The sequence below is a fragment of the Spongiibacter sp. UBA1325 genome (assembly GCF_002306875.1).
Lineage (GTDB): Bacteria > Pseudomonadota > Gammaproteobacteria > Pseudomonadales > Spongiibacteraceae > Spongiibacter > Spongiibacter marinus.
Genome location: NZ_DBTD01000010.1, coordinates 6,049 through 22,729 on the forward strand (window position 1 = coordinate 6,049; position 16,681 = coordinate 22,729).

Sequence of the window (16,681 nt, forward strand, 5' to 3'; positions counted from 1 at the left end):
AAAGCCGGAGGCTATCTGCAAGGTGAAAACGGTACACAACGGCGTACTGGGCGAACAAGAGTGGCCAAAACTGCTCGACGGCCGCCAAACCTGGCAAACCGAGCTCAGCAGCCTGTGCCTTCGCGAGGCGTGGTGTGACGACAACATCAGTGAATACGGCAAGTACGCCGTATTAGGCAGCATTGCCATTGCCGTGCAACTTCGCACTCCCCAACTTGATATCGATGCAGCCTACGCAAAAGCCACCGAGATCTGGTCTGCGCGCAATCGTAGCCGTTTAGGATAACCACCAATATGACCAGCCAGTTCATTCAGCCCGAGCAATACCAACACTTATTAGACGAAAAAGTAAGTGCTTGTCGCAGCCTGTTTGGCGATCTCGGCCTGCCCTCCCCTCAGGTTTTTCCGTCTTCCCCCAAGCACTATCGTATGCGTGCTGAATTTCGTGTGTGGCATGACAATGATGACCTGTTCTATGCCATGTTCGACCCTAACGACCCCAAAGTACCGCTGCGTGTCGACGACTTCCCCGTAGCCAGCGAGGCGATCTGCAAGCTGATGCCCGTGCTGCGCTCCGAGCTCATTAGTACCCCCGTGCTGCGCCACCGCCTGTTTCAGATCGAATTTCTAAGCACCCTCAGCGGCGGCATGCTAGTCAGCCTAATTTACCACCGGCGGCTTGACGACGCGTGGCAGACGGCAGCCACGGCCTTAACGGAGCAGCTTGGCATCAGTATCATCGGCCGCAGCCGAAAACAGAAGTGTGTTATCGGCCAAGACTATGTGGAAGAGACCCTCCCAATCGGCAACAGCCAATACCACTATCGCCAATACGAGGGCGGCTTTACGCAACCCAATGCTCAGGTGAACTGCAAAATGATCGAGTGGGCCATCGCACATGCCGGAGGCGACGAAAAGCGCGATCTGCTGGAGCTTTACTGCGGCAACGGTAACTTCACTGCCCCGCTTTCACGCAGCTTTCGCAAAGTTTTGGCCACAGAAATATCCAAAACCTCAGTAAAAGCCGCCAGGGAAAACTTCGCTCACAACGGCCTGGATAATATCGATATTCTGCGTATGTCGAGTGAAGAATTTACCAGCGCACTCAATGGTGAACGGCAGTTTCGGCGAATGGAAGGAAAAGACCTCGCTGACTACGATATTGGCTGCGTGCTTGTCGACCCTCCCAGAGCAGGGCTCGACGCCGGTACGCGCGAGCTCATTGCCCGCTTTGAGCGCATCATCTACATTTCATGCAATCCGCAGACATTGCGCAGAGACCTAGAGCAATTACGCGGCACACATCACACAATCGCCTTCGCGCTGTTTGACCAGTTCCCCTACACTGACCACATGGAATGCGGCGTGATTCTGCAAAGACAGTAAAGCTGCCAATAATAGCAACAAGGATTCTGACAATTATGACCGTCAAACTGACAGATAAAGAAATCGCCGATGCATTGAAACAGCTGCCTCACTGGCAATTAGAAGGCGATAAACTCACTCGCCAGCTGGAGTTCAATCATTTTGTCGACGCCTTCGCCTTTATGACGCGCGTCGCCCTGCGAGCAGAAAAAATTGATCATCACCCCGACTGGAGCAATAGCTACAACCGCGTCGATATTGCCCTGACCAGTCACGACGCTGGCGGCCTTACGGCCCGCGACCTTGCCTTAGCGGCCGCTATCGATAAGGAAGTCTAGGTTTACAGCACATGAACGCCGGCCTCGATAAGACGGCGGCTTAAATATTCATCCAGCGCATCGAGGTCTTCTGGGTGAATATCGATGACGGTCATGCCGCGTTGCGCGCAAATCTCGGCACGCGCCATTCTGGCAGACAGCACATCGGGGTGCTCAGTCCCCCCCCACACCTCTAGGCAAAGCTGGTATTCCGGTAGAAAAAAGTCGACATCGCCTGCCGTTGGCGCGGCCAGGGGCTGCTCACTGGCGTAGCGCAAACCGGCAAAGTACAGCCAGTTGGCAACCTGGCGGTGAGCATCGCTACTGCACTGACGGCCATCAGCACTGCGACACTCACTCAGCAAATCATCACCGCGCTGACTGCGCCGGTGGAGCTCACGTAACGGTGGATGCGCCAGCATGTCCTCAGGCCACATCACATAGCTTTGGCCGCTTTGCGGGCTATCACAGGTTTGTCCACCTAATGCCTGACCACTGCCACTTGCCTCCCAGCCACGGCGACCTGAGACGATATAACCGAGCGCACACAACAGCCGGTTTGTCTGCCTGGCGGAAATACCCAGCGGTTTGCCGAGTTCTGCCGCCGACAGCAAACGCTGACTCTCCATCGCTTGAAACAGGCGGTGTTCGATAATTGCCGGCGGCCAAACAATATAACGCCCATAGCGCTTACTGTTTACGTAACGCCCACCTTCAAATTCACCCTTTGCGGTCAGCGCCCAACCATCGTCAATTTTCCGTATCCAGCCATAGTCCTTTAACGTGGCAAACAGCTGCTGCACGGGCAGCTCCAGCTGACGCGCCAGGGCCGAAGTCGACAAGCCGTCCTGACTCACGATCTACGCCCCCGGGTAACGCGATGCCAGCGCCGCATAGACCTGGTCGGCAAAATCCGCCGCGTCGCTATCTAACTCAGTCAGCACTTCCACGAGGTGGACATTATCTTCCTTGCCCGCCCAGGTTTTTATGTAGCTACCGTCTTTGTAGCCGTGGTCTTGGCGGAAGAAATTCAAGACATTCTTGCCAACATATTGGCGATAGAGGGTGACAAAATCCAAACCGACGGCCAGCAGTAGATCCCTGAATAGCGCCACCGAAAATGAACGACTAACCAAGCTGTGACTGGCCAGCGCCTCTGTTGCGGTTAACACATCAGTCGACTTTTGCTCGCTATTCTCAAGCTCTGCAAGCATCTCTGCGGCAATAGCCTCGTGCGATTTTCCAGCGGCGAATAAGGCGCTCATACCGAAGTGCCAAATATCGACAACTTCCAGCTGAACCTGCTCGAGATCCGTGTCCTGTTTTTTCCACCACTTATATCCTTGGTGATCCATCAACTCACCGCACTCGATCCAAACAGCGCGGTACCACTCGTACTGCTGGTCGATCCACTGCGGATGCACGCGCTGGTTCATCCGGTCTTGCATCGCAAGCATGGTACAAAAAGCCTGTTGTTGAGCGTGAGTAGACACCAGCATTTCCCCGTAATTAAAAAACGGGATCATCATAAACAATTGATGGGCAAAGAGCACTTACGAAGCGGCTATGCAACGCTCTCGAAATGTCTCTGAGGCATTAAGCAGGCGCCGCATCGTCGCACTGTCGAGGCTGGCGCGCTCGTCGCTCTCTACCAGAGGAAGGATGACAGCAGGGATCTGTGCGGCAAAATTTGCGGCATACACCAAGCGCCGCGGCTCTGACCAGATCATCACCGACGAACTGGGGCCATGCATAGTGTAGCGCTTACTGCGCACACGGTTAGGCTTCCACATGAGGCCTCCTAGGCACAGTCGCGCTTGTGTTGTGCGGGCTTGGACGAATCGAGCACAACGCGCACATTGCGCCCGCAGGCAAAATCAACCACCGGCAGGGGAATGTCGTGAAGCAGCACTGCCACGGCCGCTTCTGGGAGATCCGGCAGGCAGAGCATGTCCTTGGGCTCTTCGCCCTGAGGGAAGAAGATCAGCAGGTCGTAAATGCTCACCCGCCCATCCTCAATGATTTTGTGCAACTCAAAGCAGGCACCATCAATTACGCGAGGAAAAACATGATCCACACCCAGGTGGTTCACGTTTCCTTTGTCGTCGTAACCGAGGAGATAACTGGCAATGAGCATTTGACCTCCTGACAAGGCCTGTGGCGATGACAAGATTGTCGCTATTAGCGGCTAAAACCACTATCCGGTCATTTACTTACCGGCCTAAGATTACTGCCTAAACGCCCGCGGATTAAGCGGCTCAGCCGGCTCACTACTACCCCGCCAAGGGTTGATATCCAGACCACCACGCCGCAAATAGCGTGCGAAGACCGTTAGTGTTTCTGTGTGGCATGCTCGCTGAATGTCGCAAAAAATCTGCTCGACACACTGCTCGTGAAAATCGTTCTGCTGGCGAAAGGAAACTAAATACCGCAGCAAACTTGCTTCATCGATTTTGGGGCCTCGGCAGCGAATGCTCACGGAGGCCCAATCCGGCTGTCCCGTCACCGGGCAGCGCGATCGCAACAGGTGGCTGTAGTATTGCTGATCGACGACCTCACCGTCGTTACAACGCAGCAATTGTGCGCTTGGCTGATAATCGCTGATGTCGATATCCAGCGAATCCAGGCACTGCCCTTCCATCGACTCGGGACATAAGGTTTTATCCCAGTGCTCCGGTCGGTGCAAAATGACCTTTACCTCGGCGCCACAGGCCTGACTGAGATCCTCCGTCAATGCCGACAACACCGCTTTCTCTGAATCAAAGGCGGTTTGGTTGAAGGAGTTCAAGTACAGCTTGAACGACTTTGACTCGACAATAAACGGTGACGCCGCCGGAAAATGAAACTCTCCCACCGCAACATGGGGCTTTCCACGGTGGTCTAGCCACGACAGCTCGAAGGCGTTCCAAACGTCTACACCGTAGAAATGAGTCGCGCCGTCAATGCCGAGGCGCTGGCGCCCCTCGCTGCGCGCAATGGGATGCAGCACAGAGGGATCATAGTGCTCCGGGTAGTCTACCTGCGCGCCCAGCGGCCCGTGAATGCCCATAATGCCTCCCCTACTGGCGCAAGCGCTTACCGGTGTTAAGCAGATACATGCAGTAGCCATAGGCCAACAGCGTAAATACCCCCACCATCAAGAAAGCGGTGCCCACATTCACATCCGAAACCCCTAACACCCCATAGCGAAAGGCATTCACGATGTAGAGCATGGGATTTAAACGCGACACATCCGCCCAAAATTCTGGCAGCAAATCTATCGAGTAAAAAACACCGCCCAAGTAGGTCAGCGGCGTTAACACAAACACCGGCACAATCGACACATCATCAAAGTTATTGGCGTACACCGCATTGATAAAGCCAGCCAACGAAAACATGATGGACGTCATCAGCACAATGCCAACCGTAACGCCAATATGCTGTATATGCAGGCGAGTAAAAAACAGTGACAGCAAGGTGACGATCAGGCCAACCAACAAGCCCCGGGCCACGCCGCCCAACACATAGCCCCATAACACCGTGTTGTTGGACATCGGGGATACCAGAATTTCCTCAACAAAGCGCTGAAACTTCGCCCCGAAGAACGACGACACCACATTGGAGTAGGCATTGGTGATTACCGACATCATAATCAGGCCAGGCACCACAAATTCCATGTAAGTAAAGCCGCCCATCTCGCCAATGCGGGAGCCGATCAAGGCACCAAAAATTATAAAATACAGCGACATCGTAATGGCTGGCGGCAACAGCGTTTGCATCCATATTCTCAAAAACCGCCGGATCTCCTTGCGCACAATTGTGATAAAGGCGATCCACTGTTCACGCGTTGTCATGTTTTATAACCTCGTAGTGAGCCGCGCTAGCTCTTCGCTAGCAACGACACAAATAATTCTTCAAGACGATTCGCCTTGTTACGCATACTGGTAACTTCAACGCCCTGCTCGCTCAGGGCCGCAAACACCGCATTGAGGGAACCGCCCTTCTCCAGCGCGACTTCCAGCATTTGCTCATCCGTTTTGTGGGTTTCAAAGCCCGCAATTGAAATGGTATCGGGCAGCGGCTCTTTGGTATCGAGCACGAAGGTCTCTCTGTGAAGCTGCTTAAGCAGTGTCTTCATCGCCGTGTTTTCAGCAATTTCGCCGCTGTCGATAATGGCAATGTTCCGGCACAGGCTTTCCGCTTCTTCGAGGTAGTGCGTCGTTAAAATGATGGTCGTGCCGCGCTGGTTGATTTCCTTCAGAAAGGCCCACATCGAACGGCGCAGCTCAATGTCCACCCCAGCGGTGGGCTCGTCGAGGATCAATAGGCGCGGCTCATGTACCAGCGCGCGAGCAATCATCAAGCGGCGCTTCATACCACCCGACAGCATGCGTGAGGCAGTGTTGCGCTTTTCCCACAAATCCAGCTGCCGAAGGTAGGTCTCGGCGCGCTGCTCGGCCAACTCTCTGGTCAAGCCGTAGTAACCCGCCTGATTAACGACAATATCCCAAACGCTTTCAAAATTCGAAAAATTGAATTCCTGAGGGACAATGCCAATCTCTTTCTTGGCGAGCGCTAATTCGCTATCGATCGAGTGGCCAAACACACTCACCGAGCCCGCCGTCTTCTTTACCAACGAGCAAATAATGCCAATGGTCGTCGACTTTCCTGCGCCATTGGGGCCAAGCAGAGCAAAGAAGTCGCCCTCCTCAACACATAAATCGATCCCTTTCAGTGCTTCAAAGCCATTGTCGTAGACCTTGCGTAACCCTCGTATTTCTAGGGCTTTGCTCATAGTGATTTCCCATCGTTTAGATAGTGAGAAGGGCCGGTATTTTGCCACGGTGCAGAGATCGAATACACTGGCGCGCCGAATTCATTGCTACGGAGCCACTGTGAATAGTCGATCGCTGTATTTCCACCAACTCTTCGACCAACTCTTTCAAACCTGCAAAAACGGCCTGGAGGGCCACGGTGCCTACACACAAGACGCTGTCGACGACTTACTAAATGGCTTTGAGTCACTGCAAAAGCAACTCAGCGGCGACGATGCCCTGGCGCGAGGCCAGGCCCTGCTGTGCCAAATCATTGCGCACTTCCCCGACATCACCCCGATGATGCACCGCGACCTGCTGTGGTATTTCGGTGGTGATTGCCTGCACTACCTCAGCGACGCTGAACTTGAGCAATATCAGCAGCTCGAGGAACGCTACCACGCCGCTACGGCGTATGAGGATGGCGCAGACAGCGGTCAATACCGGGACTTGCGTGCCAAGGTATTCGGCATGCATTAACCCTTTAGTCCCTCACTGCCCACCGCGCGTGGGCAAAAAGTACAGACGAAAAAAAAGCGAAACATGTGTTTCGCTTTTTATTTTTTGGAGCGGGAAACCGGGTTCGAACCGGCGACCTCAACCTTGGCAAGGTTGCGCTCTACCAACTGAGCTATTCCCGCAAATCTGTTTTGCGCTTACTGCGCAGCGGAGAAATAATATTTCTCCCTTTTTCTTTTGTCAACAGCGACTTAGAGCAATCTCTTTAAGTCATTTTGCCGACACCGCACCGGTATTTCACAACCGATGAAGCAGAATAAATGGCGTCCCCTAGGGGACTCGAACCCCTGTTACTGCCGTGAAAGGGCAGTGTCCTAGGCCACTAGACGAAGGGGACGCCGCAAACCTCTCACTAGAGCTGCTACCCTGAGCAAGAGCGGCGGCAATTTTAAGAGTTGCCCTTGAGCGCGTCAAGGTGGCAAGTCTCTGTCATTACCGCATTCTGGCGAAAGAAAAAACGGCCGGTCTTTTCTTCCCTGCTCTGCAGTGCAAGCACTACAGGGCGAAATAAATGGCGTCCCCTAGGGGACTCGAACCCCTGTTACTGCCGTGAAAGGGCAGTGTCCTAGGCCACTAGACGAAGGGGACGCCGCAAACCTTCCAGGCTGCGAGTCACTGTTGCCTGAAAGTGGCGCGAATTTTAGGGAGCCTGCTCGCTGCCGTCAAGCCTGAATTTACCGCAAACGCAAAATAATGCGTTTTTTCAGTAATTCTGTCGATTTTTTATTCAAGCTGCGCAGAAATCGGTCAAGCTTCTGATTTATCTAGAGTTAGCGACACCGAGTTGATGCAATACCGCAGCCCTGTGGGCGCCGGCCCGTCACTAAACACATGCCCCAGGTGAGCATCGCAGCGAGCGCAAACGACCTCTTCGCGGATCATGCCATGACTGGTATCGCGATTGATTCCGAGAGCGCCTTCGTCGGCTGGCTGGTAGAAGCTCGGCCAACCTGAGCCGGAGTCGTATTTCGTTGTTGACGAGAACAGCGCCTCACCACAGCAACGGCATCGGTATACGCCTTCGGCAGACTCTTTATAGTATTTACCGGTGAACGCGCGCTCCGTGCCCTTCTCGCGACATACATGGTATTCCTCCGGGCTGAGAAGTTCCCGCCACTGCGCCGCGGATTTTACGACTTTTTCCATCAATATCACTCCACTTGCAAGCCTTTGAAGACGTATACTGTTGCTAACTGTTGATCGCGAGGCAATCCCGCCAACACCAATCACTTACGATTAGAAGATCGCCATGAGCCATTATTACAAATCCAGCAAACTTCAGAACGTCTGTTATGACATTCGCGGCCCGGTTTTGCACCGCGCCAATGAATTGGAAGAGGAAGGCTATCGCATCCTCAAGCTCAATATAGGCAACCCGGCCGCATTTGGATTCAACGCGCCAGAAGAGATCATTCAAGACGTGATTCGGCTGCTGCCGGAGAGTGAGGGCTACAGCGACTCCAAAGGCTTGTACTCAGCCCGGAAAGCCATCATGCAGGAATGCCAAAAAATCGGTATTCCCGGTGTTGAAGTTAATGACATCTACCTGGGCAACGGCTGTAGTGAGCTAATTACCATGGCAACGCAGGCGCTGTTAAATATCGGCGACGAGGTGCTTATCCCCTCCCCCGATTATCCGCTGTGGACAGCGGTGGTATCTCTGAGTGGTGCCAAGCCGGTTCACTACCTCTGCGACGAAGAGAATGACTGGCAGCCGTCACTTGACGATATTCGCGCAAAAATCACCGACAAGACCCGCGCCATCGTTATCATCAACCCGAACAACCCCACCGGTGCGGTGTATAGCCGGGAGATGCTCGAAGCGCTGGTCGATATTGCAGAAGAACACAATCTGGTGGTTTTTGCCGACGAGATCTACAGCAAAATTCTCTACGATGATGCCGTGCACATTCCTCTGGGTAGCATTAGCCGCGACGTGCTATGCCTGACCTTCAATGGCTTGTCCAAAGCCTATCGACTGGCGGGTTTCCGCAGTGGCTGGATGGTGGTGTCCGGTGCTAAAGACCGCGCCGCCGATTACATCGAAGGTTTAGATATGCTGTCGTCAATGCGGCTGTGTGCCAACGTACCGGCTCAGCACGCCATACAAACGGCATTGGGCGGTTATCAGAGTATTAACGAGTTGATCCTTCCCGGTGGGCGCCTGCTTGAACAGCGCGACCTCGCATGGCAGATGCTCAACGATATTCCCGGCGTCAGTTGCACCAAGCCCGCCGGCACTATCTACATGTTCCCCAAGCTGGACCCCGAGGTTTACCCCGTGGCCAATGACGAGCAACTGGTGCTCGACCTGCTAAATCAGGAAAAAATACTGCTGGTGCAGGGTACCGGTTTCAACTGGCACACCACGGACCACCTGCGTATCGTTTTTTTGCCCAATAAGCTTGATCTGGCAGACGCTATTGAGCGCTTTGGCCGCTTCTTGCAGGGTTACCGCAAAAAACTACGCGCCGTTAGCTAGGCGCGCGATAGTGAAGCACCTTGAGGGCGGCATCCGTGTCGCGCTCAGGGAAATCTGCTCGCCCTGCCAAACGCTCACAAAACTGTGCCTCCGGCCAATATTCTGCAACGCGGTCGCGAAGAAAAGCCTCATCCAGCAGCGGCGAATTCAAACAGATCAGCACATCGGCCCCCGGCGCGCAGAGGCTACTCATCCTCGACAGCAGACGCCCGTAATCTCGCGCCGCATCAAAACTGCCGGCCTGCCGCGATGGCGGATCACAGATCACCACATCATAGGGGCCGAGTTTTTTTAGCTTTCCCCAGCTCTTAAAAATATCGTGACCGAGAAACACCGGCGCGCCGCTGTCGGCGTCGTTCAGGCGATGGTTCTCCCGCCCGGTGCGCAACGACGATTTACTCATATCGATATTGACGATCTGGCTCGCTCCGGCCTTGCTGGCCGCGACCGAAAAAGCACAGGTGTAGGAAAATAAGTTCAGTACCCGACGGCCATCTGCCCGCGCCGTCAGCCAGCGCCGCGCCGGCTGCATATCCATAAAGTAACCAATGTTCTGCCGTCCGCCCAATTGCAGCGCGAATCGTAAACCATCCTCCACGGCATACATTGGGCTCGGCACGTCGCCCCAGAGAGTTTGCAGATCAGCATCGCGCTGATAGCGATGTTGCACTATCGCCGCGGTAAAATGTGGCGCCAGCGTCTCCGCAAGAGCCGTGCAGAAACCAGCCCAAAAATTCCCCGGTGGCTCGCGATACAGCACGATCCACAGCAGTGGAGAGAAGTAATCCACCGTCAACCACTCGTAGCCGGGATAGCATTGCCCGCGGCCGTGAAACAAACGCCGGCTTTCACCGTCTGCGCAGCGCTGCGGCCATTGCTCAAGCTTTGCCAGGCTCAATAAGCCCTCAACATTTGCCTCTACCCGCTCGGCCATCACGCTACACCTCACCGGCACTGACGCGGTACATCACCTGATCGCGATAGCCCGTGGTTACCGCAATAAAGCCCTGCCACTGCGCATCTAGCGCCGCGTCGTTGCTGTCGACCAGCAGCGGACGCCCCGCCAACCCGCTCAGCTTGCCCTTGCTCGCCAGCACCTGAAAATTGTCTCGACCAATACGGCGAATAAGCGCAGGAGTGAGCTGCTGATTGCCCCGCCCTAAGATATGCCCTTGGCCACCTATCGCGGTAATCAGCACGGTTATCGGCCCCTGGTGATGATCCATCACCTCACTAATTTGCTGGGCATTGGCATCGGCCTGCAGCAATTCACCGCCGCGTACCAAGTCAAAACCGAGCAAGGTATAGGGCAGACCCAGTGCCTCCATAAACCCGGTTGTGGTACTGCCCGGGCCGACGATGTAAAGGCAGTCCTCGTCATAGTTTTCCATTAATTCATCAGCGATATCGGCAATTACCAATTCTTCAACTTCCCGGCCGCCCTGTTTCACTTGCTGCAGAAAACCGCCCAAGCGCGGCACCATCAGTTCGCCGTAGTGACGTGAACGTACTCGCCCCTGGGCGAAGGCGGCCTCGTCGATATCCCTGACCTCCTGCAGCCCGATATCCACCAAATCACCATCGATCAGCGCCCGCAATATCGCCGCCGCTGCCTGAGGGTTAACGGCATAGACCGCCGAATGCATTTTCACTCCTGCTGGCAGCCCCAATACCGGCAGGCTTTGGCCCACGGCACTGTAAATATCTCTGGCGGTGCCATCGCCGCCAACAAACAGCACAATATCGACCTGTTCGCTTAGTAAACACTGGGCGGCGCGGCGCGTGTCTTCCGCTGAGCTCAGCGCCTCAGCGCGGCCAACCGACGTAAATGTAAGCCCCGCTTCGCGGCACGCCTGCTCAGCCATAGCACCATCAAAGCCATACACTGCAAGCTGCTCCGCCACGGGTGCTAGCGCAGCCAAGCAGCGCACAGCTCTTGGCAGAGAACGGCTATTCGCCATTTCTTCAGCCACCGACTGGCGGAGCCCGTCGGGCAGTGTATCGCTGCCTTTTAAGCCCTCAGGACCTCCCAATCCAGCGTAGGGGTTAACGATCAAGCCCAGCTTAAACATCTATTACCTCAACTTCTGCCGCGATCTGCGGCCAATACTTAGAGACAGCCAATACGGCAGCGCCATAGCATAGCGGTCATAATTTGCATTTACCCTCGGTAGAACTAACCTTGGAGTAAACTTTTAGGATTTTCGCTATGTCCAGACACAACCCACCAGCAAGCTCGCCAAGCCACGCCGCTCAGGAGCGCTTTGAAAAACGCTACGGCGCGTGGTTGATCGATGATAACGGCCGGGAAATCCCCATCGACGCTCACAAAGTTGAATCCTGCCTCGATGCACTCAGCGGCAGCGACGACGAATTTATTTGCTACCTTGCAAAGCAGCGAGCAAGTTAAGCTGCGCTGCGCTCAGCGCTTTACCCACTCCCCGGTAATCGCAATACGCAAACTCCCGGCGCTCCGGGTAGTGTTTGCGTAACGCATCAAATTGCTTGGCGGGGTTCTCCGCCAGTAGACTCTCTCGAAATCGTTTGTCGTCGGCGCAAACGTCGTACACCGCCGCAACTGCTTCGCGCAGCAGCGCGTTGTCACCCTCGGCCTTCAAATCAATACTCGGGCGCGGTAGCGCTAACTCAGGCAGAGCAAGTTCCCCACTGCCACTATCTGCCACATAGTCTGCTAAGCGCTCGACAATCATGCGCGTACCAGCCACTTTACCGTCGAGACTGTAACCCGCGATATGCGGCGTTGCGATCAAGCATAAATCCGCCAAGCGCTTATCGACGCTGGGCTCGCCCTCCCAGACATCCATTGCCAAATGAATATCCGGGCGCTGCTGTTTAAGGGCCAACAAGTCGTTAGTTGCAATCACTCCGCCGCGACCAGCGCTGATCAATAACGCCCCGTCCGGCAAACCGCTTAGCTGCTTCGCCGTAAGCATATGATAACTCGGGTAGTTACCGCCGGTAGTCAGTGGCGCGTGCACGCTCATCACCTCACATCGCAATACCTCGTCGAGTGTACTCAGGCGTGGATCGCTGTCTTGGGCCAGCAGGGGGTCGTAAGCCACGCTATCGATGCTCAGGCGAGCCAAACGCTCAGCAACCGTTCGCCCCACATTCCCAAACCCAACAAGACCGACTCGCCCGCCGTGTCGCAATACCTCCAGGCGATCACCGCAGGCACAAATAACGCTGATGACATAGTCCGCCACTGAATTGGCATTGCAACCGGGGGCGGTATAAGCGGCAATGCCGCTACGCGCCAAATAGTCCATATCCAGGTGATCTGCGCCAATGGTGCAGGAGCCAACAAACTTAATTTGACTGCCGGCAAGCAAAGCGCGGTCAACCCTGGTGACTGAGCGCACAATCAACGCTTGGGCGTCTCCGAGCTCGGCCGCAGAGAGCGTGCGCCCTGCAAAACGGCGAATCTCGCCAAAGGGCGCGAACATGGCGTCAGCGTAAGGCACATTCTCGTCGACCAATATCTTGAGTGGCAGCACAACTATCCCCAAATTAAAGCGCGTGAATACCGCGCCAGTAAACGTTCGATAAGCGCCTCGGGCAAACCGCCGCTGGCCGCGCCAATTGCAGATACCTCTGCCGGGTTACGCAGCCCCTGTAGACAGCGCTCGTCCAGTGGCACATCGCGGCGCAGCCGCGTGAGCTGACGGTAGAGAAACAGCGCGTCCCGATGTTGCGAAAATCGCTTAGCAAGGCCTTTGGCACCGCGCACAGGCAAACTGGCCAGCGCATCAAGGTTGTTAAAAATCGCCTCGAGTGAGCTGAAATGCTGGAATATCACCTTCGCGGTTGCCTCCCCCACTCCTGGCAAACCGGGAATACCATCGACACGATCGCCCGCCACCGCCAGATAATCAGCTAAGGCCTCGCAATTCACGCCTTTTTCCGCTTGCCACCCCAGGCGAGTCTGCGCATCGCCGCCGATATCCTGCAGGCGATCAGCATCGCTGCGAAGAATTTGCGCCAGGTCCTTATCGCGACTTAACACTGTTACCGCGTCGCCCCGCTGCTGCGCGGCACTCGCCGCAGTCGCTAGCAGGTCATCCGCCTCGAATTGCTCATCAGCACAGCAGGCAAGACCCAGCGCCTCCGAAACGGCGCGACAACAGCGCAGTTGAAACGCCAGCTCGTCGTCCGGCAGTGCCCGCTGCGACTTATAACCACTATACAAGGCCTCACGAAAGCCCTGCCCCAGGCTTTCATCAAAGGCCACCAGCACCCGACTCGGCTGCTCGGCATGCAAAAACCGCAGCAAACACGTCAAATAGCCCTGCACCGCATGCAACGAGTAACCCTGCTCGCTATAAAATTGCGCTGGTTGAGAGAAATAGGCGCGAAAGATATAGATCGATGCATCCAGGCAGTAGAGACGCGCCGTCATCGCCACAGTGCCGCCAAGGGTAAATCGCGCTCAGACGGCGCCGCGATCCCGCCAAACTCAATGGCTAGCGCCTGCTGAAAGCTTGCCGCTCGACCGGGCAAACCCTCGCGCGAATACCTGCGCGCTTGCTGCCACACGGCCAGGGCGAAGGAAAAATTATCACCCGGCGCGGCATCTAAATTATCAATACTCAACGCAAAAGGCAGGCCAGAGGCCAAGCAAAAGAACCACTCTAACGCTTGGGGTTTGCGCTCTACTAACTCAAACTGCTGTTGCTGCTCAGCGCTGCGGCCATCGGGCTCATACCAATAACCATAGTCCAGCAGTTTTCGGCGCTGCTCGCCGGCAATGCACCAGTGCGCAACTTCATGAAGGGCGCTGCGAGCAAAGTCGTCGCGGTAAAAAATCGTATTGGCCTGCTCCCCGCTTGCCGGCTGGTATAGGGGCTCATCCGCGCCGCCGCACAGCAGGCAGTTTTCGCCGCGAGCAAAGCACCTGGCAAACACCTCGGCGATACGCTGATCTGCTGCGGGTGCAACTGCGGGTGCAACGGCAGCCGCGTGTATGGCCCGCTCAGTCATTATATTGCAAGCCGCGCTGCGGGCAGCCGTCCTCTACTTGATGGCAAGGCTGGTGCTGTAGCCACTCCAGGTAGCCTTCGCTCAAAAACTCAGCGCCGGCAAGCAGGTGTTGAATATAGCGGCTCTGCGGCAGCAAGCCGCGAGTGATGTAAGCCGGATTCGCCATATACACCCATGCGTTTTGCGTTGTCTCGATGGTCTGCACGCGCAGCACCTCGCGGCTATACCGCACAGGCGTCCCCTCGTAGTGATCCATCAGGGCAATATCGTCCTGGCCCCGTAAACGGTAAAGCACCCCTTCAACGTGTTGGTCGTGGGCAGGCACCACATTGGCGTAGGCAACACCGGGGTTATTGTGCGCTTCCTTGTTAAAACACAGCACAAAATTCGTCAGGCGCGCCGCCTCAGCGGTAAGGAAATCAAGGCCCCTGGCACGCATTCGAGCCGGGTTCATATTTGAGCCATAGGCGAAGTAGTAACAACTGCTCACTGCAAGACTATCCAGAAAAACTTGGCAAAAGGGGAAACTACAGGTAATTTTATCAGAAAGGGATAGCACCGCGCTTGGCGCGTCAGCCGCTAAGTGATCGCCCCCGCTACGTGAGGATGCATCATGGCTACACGTAACCTAGGCAATACCCCCTCGGCGCAGATCTTGCCCTTCCCTACCAACGCCGCCCGCACCGAGCCGAGCATCGTCGCGGTATCACCGGAATTTCAAGGCTATTGCCTGTTATACGCTCATCACGCACTGTCCACAGACAAACTCTATGCCCTGCGCATCTTATGCTGGGCGCGGCTCGATAACGGCGACGACGTGGCCTTGGTGCCCTGGCTCGACGGCGTTGCTCGCTGCAGCGAGCTCAACGATGCCCAAACGGGTTTATCTCAGGGTTACTTTGACCCTATTGCAGAGCAGCGCTTTGATGTGATGCCCGCCCACCACAGCGCCATACTGGACAGCCTGTGTCCCAAACAGGCGTCTAGCGATAATAGCGTGATTCAAGAAATTCCCGACCTGATAGGCAGCCACGCCGCTCTGCTGAACGACGGCCACGAATTCCAATTAGAGCCGGTAGTGAGTTGGCAGTTGCTCGCTGGCGGTCGCCTGCAGGCGATGATCGCTGACCCTGAAAAAATCACCCAACACCCGGTGCTGCCCGGCGACCCCTGCCTGTACCCGGCAACCGAAGCCGAAGGCCTGCGCTACTACTTCCAATACCATATCGCCAACCAAATAAAACGCGGCGGCGAAATGACGGCGCGCGCGTTACACAGCCTGATCAAGCACTAGGAGGAGCTTTGCGCACCCAATAGCGGTAGTGCTCGCCTTCCTGTTGCTGGTCGATAAGCTCGTGGCCTAGAAAGGCGCAGAATTTTGGAATATCGCGGGTCGTGGCAGGATCTGTTGCCAGAATTTCCAGCACCTCACCAGCCGCAATATCACGAATTTTATTGTGCAGCATCATTACCGGCTCGGGGCAGGTTAAACCACTGGTATCCAGATTGTGATCGACCTTCGTCATGACTTACTCAACTCTGTATGCGGGCAAACGGGCGAGGTATTGTGGCGGCGTGGCCCCAAAAATCAACACGCGGCTTAAGGGCGGCGCGGCAAAATAGACCAGCTCTCGGTCTCGGCGCAGAAGGCGATAAACGCCTGGCCACTTTTTAATGCCGCCCGCAGTTGGGCGATTTTTTCTTCCTGGCTCAGCTCGCGCTCGCCATAGTCAGTGCCGTCGCGGCTAACCAGCTCCTCCAGCATGCCCTGAAAGGCATCCTCGCTCAGTTTCTGCCAGGGAATTTCCAAATAATCTGCCATTCCAACCTCGTTAAGTCTGCTCAGCACTCACTGCCCTGAAAGCCGGCAACACTATCAATTTTATCTTGTAGGCTCTGTTCTCTGTCTACCCGCGTGCCAATTTTTAACTGGCTATGGATACGCGGCGCCCCCATCTCGTGAATGCGCATATGGCACAGCTTCACCGCCGCCATGACTGCCTCCCACTCACCTTCGACATTGGTGCCAAAGGCATGCAGTTGGTAAGTCAGGCCGCTGTCATCAAAAATTCGCTGACACTCGGCAATATACGGTGACAGCGACTCGCCGACATTGAGCGGTATTACACAGAGTTCCACATGTACATGCATTTCTTAACCCACCGGCCTACTCAGCAGCCATCGCTGATGATATGTTCAAGCAG

The 16,681-nt window shown here is 55.4% G+C and carries 23 protein-coding genes, 3 tRNA genes and 1 pseudogene; 7 read left to right on the forward strand and 20 right to left on the reverse strand.

The genetic code is table 11. The features are described from left to right. The 3 genes and pseudogenes from B3K78_RS11950 to B3K78_RS11960 all read left to right on the forward strand — a co-directional run. Positions 1-286: pseudogene (locus B3K78_RS11950) on the forward strand (glycosyl transferase family protein); the annotation flags it as partial. 8 nt (positions 287-294) lie between these two features. After that, the gene (gene trmA / locus B3K78_RS11955) at positions 295-1,386 is read left to right on the forward strand and encodes a tRNA (uridine(54)-C5)-methyltransferase TrmA (protein WP_286695655.1); all 1,092 of its coding nucleotides are present in this window, start codon (positions 295-297) and stop codon (positions 1,384-1,386) included. A gap of 35 nt (positions 1,387-1,421) precedes the next feature. Next, on the forward strand, positions 1,422-1,703 hold the full coding sequence (locus tag B3K78_RS11960) for a 4a-hydroxytetrahydrobiopterin dehydratase (protein WP_204996428.1): 282 nt from the start codon (positions 1,422-1,424) through the stop codon (positions 1,701-1,703). Positions 1,704-1,705: 2 nt separating this feature from the next. Here B3K78_RS11960 and B3K78_RS11965 read toward each other — a convergent pair whose 3' ends face one another. The 7 genes from B3K78_RS11965 to B3K78_RS11995 form a co-directional block, all read right to left on the reverse strand. Continuing rightward, positions 1,706-2,539, reverse strand: coding sequence for a hypothetical protein (locus B3K78_RS11965; protein ID WP_286695656.1), 834 nt, complete (start codon positions 2,537-2,539; stop codon positions 1,706-1,708). A gap of 3 nt (positions 2,540-2,542) precedes the next feature. After that, positions 2,543-3,211 (reverse strand): dUTP diphosphatase, encoded by a 669-nt coding sequence (locus B3K78_RS11970; protein ID WP_372879480.1) that lies wholly within the window; start codon positions 3,209-3,211, stop codon positions 2,543-2,545. A 24-nt stretch (positions 3,212-3,235) separates the two neighbouring features. Beyond that, positions 3,236-3,475: a hypothetical protein gene (locus B3K78_RS11975; protein ID WP_027873816.1), complete on the reverse strand. Its 240-nt coding sequence runs from the start codon at positions 3,473-3,475 to the stop codon at positions 3,236-3,238. 8 nt (positions 3,476-3,483) lie between these two features. Then, the gene (locus tag B3K78_RS11980; protein ID WP_286695657.1) at positions 3,484-3,819 is read right to left on the reverse strand and encodes a hypothetical protein; all 336 of its coding nucleotides are present in this window, start codon (positions 3,817-3,819) and stop codon (positions 3,484-3,486) included. A gap of 90 nt (positions 3,820-3,909) precedes the next feature. Further along, a complete protein-coding gene (gene queF, locus B3K78_RS11985; RefSeq protein WP_286695658.1) occupies positions 3,910-4,731 on the reverse strand; it encodes an NADPH-dependent 7-cyano-7-deazaguanine reductase QueF in 822 nt (273 codons plus the stop codon). Positions 4,732-4,741: 10 nt separating this feature from the next. Next, positions 4,742-5,515 carry an ABC transporter permease gene (locus B3K78_RS11990; RefSeq protein ID WP_027873819.1) on the reverse strand — a complete coding sequence of 258 codons (774 nt, stop codon included), beginning with the start codon at positions 5,513-5,515 and terminating at the stop codon, positions 4,742-4,744. A 26-nt stretch (positions 5,516-5,541) separates the two neighbouring features. Next, positions 5,542-6,456 carry an ABC transporter ATP-binding protein gene (locus tag B3K78_RS11995; protein WP_204996424.1) on the reverse strand — a complete coding sequence of 305 codons (915 nt, stop codon included), beginning with the start codon at positions 6,454-6,456 and terminating at the stop codon, positions 5,542-5,544. Between the two features lie 100 nt (positions 6,457-6,556). Between B3K78_RS11995 and B3K78_RS12000 the strand changes: the two genes are divergently transcribed. Then, the gene (locus B3K78_RS12000; protein WP_204996423.1) at positions 6,557-6,955 is read left to right on the forward strand and encodes a PA2817 family protein; all 399 of its coding nucleotides are present in this window, start codon (positions 6,557-6,559) and stop codon (positions 6,953-6,955) included. An 85-nt stretch (positions 6,956-7,040) separates the two neighbouring features. On the opposite strand, the gene B3K78_RS12005 is transcribed toward B3K78_RS12000, so the two are convergent. The 4 genes from B3K78_RS12005 to msrB form a co-directional block, all read right to left on the reverse strand. Further along, positions 7,041-7,116 (reverse strand) — tRNA-Gly (locus B3K78_RS12005). Positions 7,117-7,255: 139 nt separating this feature from the next. Next, positions 7,256-7,331, reverse strand: a tRNA-Glu gene (locus B3K78_RS12010). 175 nt (positions 7,332-7,506) lie between these two features. Further along, positions 7,507-7,582, reverse strand: a tRNA-Glu gene (locus B3K78_RS12015). Positions 7,583-7,741: 159 nt separating this feature from the next. Next, on the reverse strand, positions 7,742-8,140 hold the full coding sequence (gene msrB, locus B3K78_RS12020; protein WP_204996422.1) for a peptide-methionine (R)-S-oxide reductase MsrB: 399 nt from the start codon (positions 8,138-8,140) through the stop codon (positions 7,742-7,744). A 103-nt stretch (positions 8,141-8,243) separates the two neighbouring features. Between msrB and B3K78_RS12025 the strand changes: the two genes are divergently transcribed. After that, entirely contained in the window at positions 8,244-9,476 is a 1,233-nt protein-coding gene (locus B3K78_RS12025) for a pyridoxal phosphate-dependent aminotransferase (RefSeq protein WP_204996421.1), read from the forward strand. On the opposite strand, the gene B3K78_RS12030 is transcribed toward B3K78_RS12025, so the two are convergent. Together B3K78_RS12030 and B3K78_RS12035 are read right to left on the reverse strand one after the other, a co-directional pair. Then, the gene (locus tag B3K78_RS12030; protein ID WP_286695659.1) at positions 9,469-10,410 is read right to left on the reverse strand and encodes a class I SAM-dependent methyltransferase; all 942 of its coding nucleotides are present in this window, start codon (positions 10,408-10,410) and stop codon (positions 9,469-9,471) included. The genes B3K78_RS12025 and B3K78_RS12030 overlap by 8 nt on opposite strands. A gap of 4 nt (positions 10,411-10,414) precedes the next feature. Beyond that, complete coding sequence (locus tag B3K78_RS12035; RefSeq protein ID WP_286695660.1) at positions 10,415-11,548, reverse strand: ATP-NAD kinase family protein; 1,134 nt, start codon at positions 11,546-11,548, stop codon at positions 10,415-10,417. Between the two features lie 137 nt (positions 11,549-11,685). On the opposite strand from B3K78_RS12035, the gene B3K78_RS12040 reads away from it, so the two are divergent. Beyond that, a complete protein-coding gene (locus B3K78_RS12040) occupies positions 11,686-11,886 on the forward strand; it encodes a hypothetical protein (RefSeq protein ID WP_286695661.1) in 201 nt (66 codons plus the stop codon). On the opposite strand, the gene B3K78_RS12045 is transcribed toward B3K78_RS12040, so the two are convergent. Genes B3K78_RS12045 through B3K78_RS12060 form a run of 4 tightly spaced genes read right to left on the reverse strand, consistent with a single transcriptional unit; the run spans position 11,852 to position 14,967 of the window. Next, positions 11,852-12,994: a 4-phosphoerythronate dehydrogenase gene (locus B3K78_RS12045; protein ID WP_286695662.1), complete on the reverse strand. Its 1,143-nt coding sequence runs from the start codon at positions 12,992-12,994 to the stop codon at positions 11,852-11,854. The two genes, B3K78_RS12040 and B3K78_RS12045, sit on opposite strands and share 35 nt — an antisense overlap. Before the next feature lie 2 nt (positions 12,995-12,996). Beyond that, on the reverse strand, positions 12,997-13,896 hold the full coding sequence (locus tag B3K78_RS12050; protein WP_286695663.1) for a 5'-3' exonuclease: 900 nt from the start codon (positions 13,894-13,896) through the stop codon (positions 12,997-12,999). Continuing rightward, on the reverse strand, positions 13,893-14,477 hold the full coding sequence (locus B3K78_RS12055) for an elongation factor P hydroxylase (protein ID WP_286695664.1): 585 nt from the start codon (positions 14,475-14,477) through the stop codon (positions 13,893-13,895). The genes B3K78_RS12050 and B3K78_RS12055 overlap by 4 nt, the downstream gene beginning before the upstream one ends. Next, entirely contained in the window at positions 14,470-14,967 is a 498-nt protein-coding gene (locus B3K78_RS12060) for a gamma-glutamylcyclotransferase family protein (protein ID WP_286695665.1), read from the reverse strand. The genes B3K78_RS12055 and B3K78_RS12060 overlap by 8 nt, the downstream gene beginning before the upstream one ends. A gap of 123 nt (positions 14,968-15,090) precedes the next feature. Between B3K78_RS12060 and B3K78_RS12065 the strand changes: the two genes are divergently transcribed. Then, a complete protein-coding gene (locus B3K78_RS12065) occupies positions 15,091-15,771 on the forward strand; it encodes a hypothetical protein (protein WP_286695666.1) in 681 nt (226 codons plus the stop codon). On the opposite strand, the gene tusA is transcribed toward B3K78_RS12065, so the two are convergent. From tusA to B3K78_RS12080, 3 genes are all read right to left on the reverse strand, one after another. Continuing rightward, entirely contained in the window at positions 15,761-16,003 is a 243-nt protein-coding gene (tusA, locus tag B3K78_RS12070; protein ID WP_286695667.1) for a sulfurtransferase TusA, read from the reverse strand. The two genes, B3K78_RS12065 and tusA, sit on opposite strands and share 11 nt — an antisense overlap. 74 nt (positions 16,004-16,077) lie before the next feature. Continuing rightward, positions 16,078-16,299 (reverse strand): YheU family protein, encoded by a 222-nt coding sequence (locus tag B3K78_RS12075; protein WP_204996411.1) that lies wholly within the window; start codon positions 16,297-16,299, stop codon positions 16,078-16,080. Positions 16,300-16,319: 20 nt separating this feature from the next. Next, complete coding sequence (locus tag B3K78_RS12080; protein ID WP_286695668.1) at positions 16,320-16,628, reverse strand: MTH1187 family thiamine-binding protein; 309 nt, start codon at positions 16,626-16,628, stop codon at positions 16,320-16,322. Positions 16,629-16,681: the final 53 nt, after the last annotated feature.

Bases quoted from the DNA above. Each gene is read 5' to 3' on its own strand.
- trmA (WP_286695655.1), top strand. From the start codon at position 295: ATGACCAGCCAGTTCATTCAGCCCGAGCAATACCAACACTTATTAGAC.
- B3K78_RS11960 (WP_204996428.1), top strand. From the start codon at position 1,422: ATGACCGTCAAACTGACAGATAAAGAAATCGCCGATGCATTGAAACAG.
- B3K78_RS11970 (WP_372879480.1), bottom strand. From the start codon at position 3,211: ATGATGATCCCGTTTTTTAATTACGGGGAAATGCTGGTGTCTACTCAC.
- B3K78_RS11975 (WP_027873816.1), bottom strand. From the start codon at position 3,475: ATGTGGAAGCCTAACCGTGTGCGCAGTAAGCGCTACACTATGCATGGC.
- B3K78_RS11980 (WP_286695657.1), bottom strand. From the start codon at position 3,819: ATGCTCATTGCCAGTTATCTCCTCGGTTACGACGACAAAGGAAACGTG.
- queF (WP_286695658.1), bottom strand. From the start codon at position 4,731: ATGGGCATTCACGGGCCGCTGGGCGCGCAGGTAGACTACCCGGAGCAC.
- B3K78_RS11990 (WP_027873819.1), bottom strand. From the start codon at position 5,515: ATGACAACGCGTGAACAGTGGATCGCCTTTATCACAATTGTGCGCAAG.
- B3K78_RS11995 (WP_204996424.1), bottom strand. From the start codon at position 6,456: ATGAGCAAAGCCCTAGAAATACGAGGGTTACGCAAGGTCTACGACAAT.
- msrB (WP_204996422.1), bottom strand. From the start codon at position 8,140: ATGGAAAAAGTCGTAAAATCCGCGGCGCAGTGGCGGGAACTTCTCAGC.
- B3K78_RS12025 (WP_204996421.1), top strand. From the start codon at position 8,244: ATGAGCCATTATTACAAATCCAGCAAACTTCAGAACGTCTGTTATGAC.
- B3K78_RS12030 (WP_286695659.1), bottom strand. From the start codon at position 10,410: ATGGCCGAGCGGGTAGAGGCAAATGTTGAGGGCTTATTGAGCCTGGCA.
- B3K78_RS12035 (WP_286695660.1), bottom strand. From the start codon at position 11,548: ATGTTTAAGCTGGGCTTGATCGTTAACCCCTACGCTGGATTGGGAGGT.
- B3K78_RS12040 (WP_286695661.1), top strand. From the start codon at position 11,686: ATGTCCAGACACAACCCACCAGCAAGCTCGCCAAGCCACGCCGCTCAG.
- B3K78_RS12050 (WP_286695663.1), bottom strand. From the start codon at position 13,896: ATGACGGCGCGTCTCTACTGCCTGGATGCATCGATCTATATCTTTCGC.
- B3K78_RS12055 (WP_286695664.1), bottom strand. From the start codon at position 14,477: ATGACTGAGCGGGCCATACACGCGGCTGCCGTTGCACCCGCAGTTGCA.
- B3K78_RS12065 (WP_286695666.1), top strand. From the start codon at position 15,091: ATGGCTACACGTAACCTAGGCAATACCCCCTCGGCGCAGATCTTGCCC.
- tusA (WP_286695667.1), bottom strand. From the start codon at position 16,003: ATGACGAAGGTCGATCACAATCTGGATACCAGTGGTTTAACCTGCCCC.
- B3K78_RS12075 (WP_204996411.1), bottom strand. From the start codon at position 16,299: ATGGCAGATTATTTGGAAATTCCCTGGCAGAAACTGAGCGAGGATGCC.
- B3K78_RS12080 (WP_286695668.1), bottom strand. From the start codon at position 16,628: ATGCATGTACATGTGGAACTCTGTGTAATACCGCTCAATGTCGGCGAG.